We start from the raw sequence: 10,569 nt of genomic DNA on the forward strand, positions 1-10,569 counted from the left end.
TTAAAATGTGCTTTAAAAAAAGCACAATACTAGACAATAAAATTCTACATTTAAATCACAAATGTATAAAACAAAAAAAGCCCGTTTTTATTTTTTAAAAAAGGCTTTTTTTGTTTCTTAACTCACAATTTACCATGTTGCATATCAAAGACTTTTGATATCAAACCATACAAAATAAATATGACTTAACAAAGTAAAAATTAAGCATCATAATTTTTGTGAAGTGCTTTTATTTTTTAAAAAATTAAACGCACTTATTTGCTCAAAATCGCTTATTTTGAGTATCATAAGTAAAAAATTTTTTGTTAAAAATAATTTTTAGTTTTATATTTATATTAATTTTAAATGTGATAGAATATTATTATATTTGCTATTCGCTCTCGTGCGAATTAATTTTTATAGCAAGATAATTAAAAAGGAGAATTCATGGTTGAAGAACAATTCAAAAAATATGAAAATAAATACCCATACAAAATTACTGAATTTGGTGCTGGTACCAAGCGTAGAGATTACTCAGTAACCAAACACATTTATGAGGTACAAGATTTTCTAAGAACGTCAAAAGAATCATTCGAATGATTTAAAAAAGACGGTATTGAACAAGCGATTAGAGAACACTACCCAATTTCATCATCGAATAAAGGTGTGACTTTAGAATACATCAATAACAGTGCTTATCTAGAAATTCCAACTAAGGAATATGATGAAGTTACTAAAGCAAAAGTTAAAGGTACCAACTACTCGGCTAAGTTATTTGGTAAATTTAAAGTTACAACCACAACTGATGGTTTAGTTAAAGAAGATACAGTTTTCCTTGGCGAAATACCATTGATGACTTCTGGTGGAAGTTTCATAATTAACGGAAGTGAAAAAGTTATCGTTAGCCAATTGATTCGTTCACCTGGTGCATATTTTGGACGTGGAGTTCGTAACAAACAATCAGATGACTTATTCAACAAAGTGGAAATTTTACCTAGAGTTGGTTCATGAGTAGAAATTTCACATAAAGTTACATCAAAAAACCCTGATAGCGTAAAAATCAAAATCGATAAAAACAAAAACGTGAATATTATTACATTTTTAGGTGCTTTAGGTTTAACCAAAAGCGATATTTACAGTTTATTTGGTAAATCAGATGTTTTAGATGAATCAATGAAAAGAGAGAAAAAAATGACAGATGATTTATCACGTGAGGAAATCATAAAAAACTGTCAAGAGGAATTATTTAGAACAATCCGTAAAGGTGACCGTGTTTCTGATGATTCTATCTCAAACTTGATTCCAAACTTACTATTCCATAAAAAACACTATAACTTGAGCGAAACTGGTCGTTACATGATTAATATTAAACTAAATCTTGTTGACCGTATTTCAGGAACAATTCTAGCTCAACCTTTAACAATTCAAGATAAAGACGGAAATGTATTAGATCTTGAAATAGGTACTGTTATTACACATAAACTAGCTGTTTTAATTCAGTGAAACTTTAATAACGGTAAATTGCCAGCAGAGAAATTGAAATCAATTAAACCTGAAATTGTTTATGCAAAATTATTAAATGACCCTAACAATTCTTCGCTAAAAAGAAGAGATAAAATCATCTCAATAAAAATTTATCCAAACAAAAAATGAATGGAAAAAGGCAAAGAACCTGTCAGAGTTATTGGTGGTGATCCGAAAGCTAACGAAACACATCTTGTTGTTTCTGACTTAATTGCTACCATCAACTACTACTTCAACCTACTAGATGGAATTGGTCAAGATGATGATCCAGATGCATTGACAAACAAACGTATTGTTTCTTTAGGTGAATTAGTTCAAAACAATCTAAAAGTTGGTTTGGCCAAACTTGAAAAAACAACCCGTGAAAGAATGGGAGCTAAAGAACCAGATAAAGTTAGTCCTAAAAACGTAACTAACAATAAATTGATTTCTAATCAAATGAAAACCTTCTTCAACTCTTCTAAACTTTCACAATTTATGGACCAAATCAATCCTTTAGCTGAAATTTCAAACGAAAGACGTATTACATCGCTTGGGCCTGGTGGTCTTAACCGTGATACAGCACAGTTTGAAGTTCGGGATGTTCATGCCACACACTACGGAAGAATTTGTCCAATCGAAACTCCTGAAGGGCCTAACATCGGTCTAATTCTTAACTTCGCAACTTACGCAAAAGTTAATAAATATGGTTTTCTAGAAACTCCATATTATCGTGTTGAAAAAGGTGTGGTTGATTACAGTGAACCTGTTTATTTAACCGCAGCAGACGAAATGGGTTATAAAATTGCTCAATCAACAGTAAATGTTGATGAAAACAACAGAATTGTTAACTCACAACTGACAATTCGTCACAACTACACTTACCAAATCGGAACTGCTGAAGATATCGATTTTATCGAAGTGGCTCCAAACCAAATGGTTTCAGTTGCGGCTGGATGTATTCCATTCTTGGAAAACGATGATGCCAACCGTGCACTTATGGGTGCCAACATGCAACGTCAAGCAGTGCCATTGTTAGAAGCTGAGGCTCCTTTTGTTGCAACTGGTATTGAAGCAGAAATTGCTAAATATTCATCAGCAAACTTTGTTGCACGTAATGATGGTATTGTTGAATTTGTTGACGGTAAAAAAATTAAAATTAGAAACCACAAAAATACAATTGATACTTATAATCTAAAAAACTTCCAACGTTCTAACCAAGATACAGTTATTCACCAAAAACCACTTGTTGTTGAAGGACAAGAAGTTAAAAAAGGTGACTTGCTTGTTGATGGTTCATCATTTAGTAACGGTGAACTTGCTTTAGGTAAAAACGTTGTTGTAGCCTTCAGTACTTACAAAGGTTATAACTATGAGGATGCTATTATTCTTAACGAAAGATTAGTTAAAGATGACATTTTTACTTCAATTCATATTGAAGAACAAACAATTCAATTTAGAACATCAAAAGCCGGAGATGATGAATTAACTCCTGATATTCCTAATGTATCTAAATTTTCAACAAGACATTTGGATGAGTTCGGTATTGTAAGAATTGGTAGTGATGTTACTCCTGGTGATGTTTTAGTAGGTAGAGTAAGCCCTAAAGGTGACGAAAACCCATCACAAGAAGAAAAATTAATGTTAGCTGTTCTACAACAAAGACAACAACCAGTTAAAGATACATCATTGAAAGTTAAAAACGGTCACGGTGGTACTGTAATCGGTGTAGAAATTTTATCAAGAGCTAATAAAGACCAACTTGAAGATGGTATTGATAAAATCGTTAAAGTTTCAATCGCAGTTAAACGTAAAATTAAAGTCGGCGATAAAATGAGTGGTCGTCACGGTAACAAAGGGGTTGTTTCAATCGTCTTACCAGAAGAAGATATGCCACACTTAGAAGATGGTACACCTGTTGATGTAATGCTAAACCCACAAGGGGTTCCATCACGTATGAATATTGGACAAGTTCTTGAAATTCACTTAGGAATGGCCGCAAGAAGTCTTAAAACTAAATTTGTTACAAGAGTTTTTGATGGTATTAAAAAAGAAGCTATCTATGATGTTATCGAGGAAGCAGGACTACCTGTAACCGGAAAACAAACACTAATTGACCCAATTACTGGTGAAAAATTCGATAACCCAGTTTCAGTTGGGGTTATGTACATGCTAAAACTAAACCACATGGTAGATGACAAAATGCATGCTCGTTCAGTAGGTCCATACTCATTAATTACTCAACAACCATTAGGTGGTAAATCACAAAATGGTGGACAAAGATTTGGTGAAATGGAAACTTGAGCTATCGAATCTTATGGTGCAACAAACATCTTGCAAGAAATCTTGACATATAAATCTGATGATATTAACGGTCGTAATCAACTTTACGCCGCTCTAGCATCAGGACGTGAATTACCAAAACCTGGTGTTCCTGAATCATTTAATGTTCTACAATACGAACTTAGAGGATTAGGAATGAAACTTAATATTGATCACGTTGAAGTTGATGAGGAAGACTCTATTCAACACTTTGACATAATAGGAGGTCTAAATGAGTAGAACAAATCAAAACGAAGCTAAATTACTAATTGACAAAATTACTCTATCTTTAGCAACTGATAAAGATGTTAAAAATTGATCAAATGGTGAAGTAACTAAACCAGAAACAATTAACTATAAAAGTTATAAACCTGAACGTGATGGTTTATTTGACGAAATTATTTTTGGACCAACTACCGATTACAAATGTCCTATTTGTAATACAAAATACAAAAAAAGTGATGAAAATATCGAATGTGTTAAAACCACAATGTGTCAAAAATATAATCCTAAAATTTTACCTAAAATCACACGTAGAAGTAGAATGGGGCACATTAGTTTAAAAAACCCAGTAGTTCACTTTTGATTCTTTAAAATCGATCACTCTATTATTTCAAAACTATTAGGGCTAAAAGTAGCTAATAGTTCACACAGCGTGACAAAATCTGAATTAGAAAAATTAATTTATTACAAAAGTCACATCATTTTAGAAGATGGCGGTTTAAAATCACTGAAAAAAAATACTATTATTGATATTTCTGACGCCGCAATTATTTATTATGAAGCCTTAACTGAATTAAAACAAAAATTTAATCCTGAAGGCGATGAATACGAACAAGAAGCCTATGAAGTTATTGATGAAGCTATTAGTGAACTTAAAGAACAAGCTACTTCAAAAATGGGTCAAGACTACGGAATTGACTTTTATGAATATAACGATATTATTCATGAATACTCAGATGCTTTAATTTCAACAGGTTCTAAAGCGATCGAATATCTTTTAGAACATGTATCACCTCAAGAAGAGGCTAAAAAACTAGAAGAACAAATTACTGAAATTAATAAACAAATTGCAAAAAATCCATCAGCAAATACAAAAATTCAAGAAAGAGCAAAACTATATAAACGTTTATCAGTTATTAACGCCTTTATTAAATCAGGACAAGATCCTAAATCAATGTTAATTTACAATCTACCTGTCATTCCAGCGGATTTACGTCCACTAGTTCAATTAGACGGTGGTCGTCACTCAACTAGTGACATTAACGAACTATACCGTCGTATCATTATCAGAAACAATCGTCTAAAAAAATGAGATGAAACTGATGCGCCGATGTTGATTAAACAAAACGAATACCGGATGATTCAAGAAGCTGTAGACTCTTTAATTGATAACGCCCGTAAAAAACCAAATCCTGTTGCTTCAAAAGACGGAAGACCTTTCAAATCAATTTCTGATGCTCTAACAGGTAAAAAAGGACGTTTCCGTCAAAACTTACTTGGTAAACGTGTTGACTATTCAGGTCGTTCAGTTATCGTTGTTGGTCCTGAATTAAAAATGCACCAAGTTGGTATTCCACGTGAAATGGCCGCAAAATTATTTGAGCCATGAATTATTCATGAATTAATTAAATCAGATAAAAATAACATAAACTCAATTAAAGCAGGTAAAAAGGCAGTTGAAAACCTTGACCCTATTATTTGACCTTATGTGGAAAAAGCAATTGAAGGACGCCCAGTGCTATTGAACCGTGCGCCTACATTGCACCGTTTAAGTATTCAAGCTTATGAACCTGTATTAATTAGAGGTAAAGCAATTAAATTACACCCACTTTCATGTACCCCATTTAACGCCGACTTTGATGGTGACCAAATGGCTGTCCATGTTCCAATTAGTCCCGAAGCTACTCGTGAAGCACGTGAATTAATGCTAGCTTCTAAAAACATTTTAGGACCTAAAGATGGTGAACCAATCATCAACCCTGGTCAAGATATGATTTTAGGTATGTACTACCTAACCATGGAAAAAAGTGGTGCTAAAGGTGAAGGTAAATTCTTCAGTACTTACGAAGATATGATCACTGCCTACGAAAATAAAGCCGTTACAGTCCACACAAGAGTTGTGCTACCAATTGAACAAGCTGACAAAAAATGAATTACTGGTGACGCTGTTAGAAGATATATTGTTTCGACAGTCGGTAAATTTATGTTTAACCGTGCTTTCCCTAACACATTTGAATTTATTTTTGGTAAATACATTACACCAGATGGCAAAGAAATTGTTCATACTTCGGCCAATATTGAACACCTAAATCACTATATTTTACCTAGTGGAACTAACTTCCCTGAACATATCGCTAAAACTCCAATCAATTTACCTTTATCTAAAAAAGATATTGCTAAAATTGTTCGTCGTGTTTATGACCAATATGTTGGTGTTGTTAACATGGAAGATTTAGCTGCAATAATTAACGATATTAATAAAGATGAAATTGATAAAGTGTTCGAAAAATGTGCACAATTACAAACATTTAGTGGCGAACCTATCAATTCAGCACATATCGAAATACTATCTAAATTAATTACTAGCGAATTTAACCAAATTCAATACCAAGTAACTATGACACAAAACAACGAAGATGCAATTTGAACCGTTGATGATTACACTAAATTATTAGAACGTGTTTGATTTAAATACACCAATGTTGTGGCTAATGTGTTAGATAAAATTAAAGCTTTAGGTTTCCACTTCTCAACAATTTCGGGAACAACTATCGCTGTTAGCGATGTTATAACCTTGCCTGAAACCAAAAACAAAATTAAAGAAGGTGAAGAATATATCGAAAAACTAAAATCATTCTTCGAAGAAGGTATGCTAACTGACGACGAAAGATATAGTTTATCAATCAAAAAATGAGCTGAAATTAAAAACTCAATTGAAGACGATCTGAAAAAAGTTACTAAGTCAGACCCACATAACCCACTATTCATGATGTTTACTTCCGGAGCACGTGGTAACTCGTCTAACTTCGTTCAACTTGCAGGTATGCGTGGATTAATGAACAACAACGTTAAAATCCTTAAAGCCGATGCCGAAAACGAACGTGTTGTTCGTTCAACAGTTGAAATTCCTGTTAAATCATCATTCCTTGAAGGTTTAACAGCCTACGAGTTTTATTCATCTACCCACGGGGCACGTAAAGGTCTTACCGATACTGCTCTTAACACCGCTAAATCAGGTTACTTAACTCGTCGTTTAGTTGACGTGGCCCAAGGTATTGTTGTGCGTGAAGTTGATTGTGGTACTGACTATGGATTTGTTGTTCGTGATATTAAAGACACTAAAACTAATACAATTATCGAATCATTAGCCGAAAGAATTGAAGGGCGTTTCACCAACAAACCTGTTGTTGATGCTAACGGTAACATTCTAATCGAAGCTAATAAATTAGTAACTCCTGAAATTGCTGCACAAATTAGCCAAGCAGGCATTGAAGAAGTTGAAATTAGATCAGTTCTTTCATGTTACACACGTAATGGTGTATGTAAAAAATGTTATGGTAAGGACTTAGCTCTTAACCGTGTTGTAAATATCGGTGAAGCTGTCGGGGTTGTTGCTGCGCAATCAATTGGTGAACCTGGTACCCAGCTAACCATGCGTACATTCCACACCGGTGGGGTTGCTGGGGTTGAAGATATTACTGGTGGTTTTGGTCGTCTAATGGAACTTATCGATGCCTACGATTCGCCATGAGGTAGACCTGCCATTATTTCACCAGCTTACGGAAAAATCATTTCAATCACCACACCAAGTGAGTCAACAAATAGATCAATAAAATTAATTGAAGTTGAGATCTTCAATAACAATGGCGAAAAAGAAATTGTTAAATACGAAACTAAATCTGATCGAAGAATTGTTGTTAAAGAAGGCGACAGAGTTAGTCCAGGACAAAAAATTGTTGAAGGACCAATCGTTCTTGGTGATTTATTAAAATACGCAGACACACGTGCTGTTCAAAACTACTTATTAAAAGAAGTTCAAAAACTATACCGTCTACAAGGTATTTCGATTGCCGATAAATATATCGAAATTATCATTCGTCAAATGCTTTCAAAAGTGATGATTACTGATACTGGAGATTCAAAACTATTTTCTGGTTCATTAGTAGACATCTTTACATTCCAAAGAGAGTCAGCTCGTTTATTAGCCGAAGGAAAAAGACCTCCATTTGGTGAAGTTAAAATCAAAGGTGCTAAACAAACACCATTATTATCTGATTCATTCTTAGCGGCTGCTTCATATCAAGAAACACCAAAAATTTTGGTTAATGCTTCGATTGCTTCGCAAGTCGATAAACTAGAAGGGCTAAAAGAAAATATTATTTTAGGTCACAAAATTCCTGCCGGAACCAACTCAAACTTTGAACAAAAAGAAAAATACGATATCCGTGATCCAAGAAGTTATTTCAGTTCAAAATATGATGCTTCATTCGAAAACGGAGACCAAAATGATAATATGATGTCTCTAAACGACGAAATGATTGATGGCGATATCAATAATATGCTTGAAGATCTTTTCGTTCACGAGTTAGAAACAAGCTACGATGACAACGATAACGAAGACGATGATTTTGTAGAAATCTAATAATATGAAAATTCATGAGCAATCATGAATTTTTTGATACAAAAAATAGACCTGCGAGGGTCTATTTCGTCTAAACTAATCAACTAAAGTTCATTTAACTTCACGGAGTGTATCACTATCATCAGTGTTATTTCTGTATCACAATGTTTTAGGGGTTTGGATTCATTGCGAGTTCCCTTGCCGAATAAAACTTGTGGTTAAGCTACGAACAAATAAATTTCGTTGCTGGTTTTTGGTAGCGATTAATTCAACTGTTCTAGCTCATTTTTTGTCAATATCAATAGATAAAGTTTCTAATTTATTTAAATTACTAATATCAAATGTGTTGGCAAATGAAACTTTTAAATGGTCAATATTGCTCATAATTTCATTATTTTTAAATAAATCAAAATTCATATCCATTAGTTCAATATATTTTAGGCTTTGCGATGAATTTTTTATCATTTTTAAGCTTTGGTTATCCACTAATGACAATTTATTTAAATTATTGATATTCATTAAATCCAGCGAGTCTAATTTAGTAAACGAAAGACTCAATTCTTTGAGATTAGCAAAAACAGAAAAATCAAGTCTATCATTAGTAATATCACTGAGTGATAATTTAAAAACATTAATATTGCTTAGATTAAAAAATAAATTGTTTTTAGATTCGACATTAAAATCAAAAATATCTAAATTTGATAATTCAATAGTTTTTAAATTAGATTGCAATAAATATAGATTCGTTAATTTAGCTTTTATTTCGTTTGCAATAACTATGTTTTCAAGCATTGGATTATTAGAAACATTAATTTCTTTAACTTCATTTATTTGTTTAATTATTAGCTTATTTAAAGCCTTATTGGCCTGCAAAATAATTTCTTTAATATTGTTTTGGTTTTCAATAATAACTTCTTTAATAGCGTTATTATTTATTATTGCTAAGTCTTTTAAAAAGGCATTGTTTGCAAGCTGAATAACTTCAATGTCAACATTAGCCAAGTATAATGATTTAAGATCTTTGTTTTGATCTAAATTAATTAAATTTAACTCTTTTAGATTATCAATAAATAATGCTTCTAAATGTGTTAAAGTGCTTAAGTCGATATTTTTTAGCGGCATTTCGGTTAAATTTAGTGAAACAAGGTCATAATTACTTCCTAAATCAAGTTCATTGATATTATTTTGGTTTAACACCATCATTTTTAAATTAAAATTGAGACTTAAATCAACATTTTCTAAATCTTTTGCTGAAATAATTTCTAATTCTTCAAGGTTCAAATTGTTTTTAAAATCAATTTCTTTTCGGTATGTACCAGTTAATTTCAAATGTTTTAAATTAGGCAATAAGGCATAATCTAATTGATCAAAAAGATGTTTGTTTTGTCACTTGAATGCTCTAATATCTATTTCTAAATATTTAATTTTTGGTGGAAGCGATAAAGTCTTAATTACGCGGTTATTAACTACGCGGTTAATAAACTCAGTATTCAGGAACTCTAAGTTCGGATCTCATTCGTACTTTTCATTATTGTCAAAAATAATTTCGAATGTGTTATTATTATTCATTTTACCTCCTTTAATTTTTGTACTATACAATTTTACAACTAGGCAGGAATAAATAAATTTGTTTTTTTAAATAAAATGGACTAATTTATTATTAATTATTGATTTTTTGATTTCTCTATCAATAATTAGCAATAAATTAGTGTCTTTTAAATTAAAAAAAATTAAAAATGTTACTTCGTAAGTTAACTATTATATCTTGCGTCATCGACCTGATAAATAGGACATTTTAATCTTTAATGTAAATTAAATTTGCCTGTTGTTTTATTCGTTTTCTTAATCTAGACATATTTAGTGGGCTAGTTTTTTTAATAAAAATCTTCCAACTTAGAGATATGAATGATTAATTTTTCAATATTTAATAATTATCTTATTACTTAAAAAAAGATAAAAAAAAATACTCCGTGTGGAGCGTGTTCTCTGAAAACTGAATAGTAAATTTTAAAATTCATTGAAATGTATAAAATACACATTACTTTTAAACCTATCGATTTATTAGTATTGGTCAGCTCAACATATCGCTATGCTTACACATCCAACCTATCAACCTCATAGTCTATAAGGAATCTCAAGGG

At 31.9% G+C, this 10,569-nt stretch carries 2 protein-coding genes, 1 rRNA gene and 1 pseudogene; 2 read left to right on the plus strand and 2 right to left on the minus strand.

Translation table 4 applies throughout. The features are described from left to right. Nucleotides 1–426: 426 nt before the first annotated feature. Together N1F73_RS03300 and N1F73_RS03305 are read left to right on the plus strand one after the other, a co-directional pair. Nucleotides 427–4,044, plus strand: a complete 3,618-nt coding sequence (locus N1F73_RS03300) for a DNA-directed RNA polymerase subunit beta (protein ID WP_259290119.1) — start codon at nt 427–429, stop codon at nt 4,042–4,044. Continuing rightward, nucleotides 4,037–7,936: pseudogene (locus tag N1F73_RS03305) on the plus strand (DNA-directed RNA polymerase subunit beta'); the annotation flags it as partial. The gene N1F73_RS03300 and the pseudogene N1F73_RS03305, both read left to right, overlap by 8 nt. A 588-nt stretch (nt 7,937–8,524) precedes the next feature. Here the strand turns inward: N1F73_RS03305 and N1F73_RS03310 are convergent. Further along, nucleotides 8,525–9,997 carry a hypothetical protein gene (locus N1F73_RS03310; RefSeq protein WP_260360102.1) on the minus strand — a complete coding sequence of 491 codons (1,473 nt, stop codon included), beginning with the start codon at nt 9,995–9,997 and terminating at the stop codon, nt 8,525–8,527. Nucleotides 9,998–10,468: 471 nt separating this feature from the next. Then, nucleotides 10,469–10,569 (minus strand): 23S ribosomal RNA (locus N1F73_RS03315); the annotation flags it as partial.

The sequence above is a fragment of the Mycoplasma sp. HS2188 genome (genome assembly GCF_025209835.1).
Classification (GTDB): domain Bacteria; phylum Bacillota_I; class Bacilli_A; order Mycoplasmatales; family Metamycoplasmataceae; genus Mycoplasmopsis.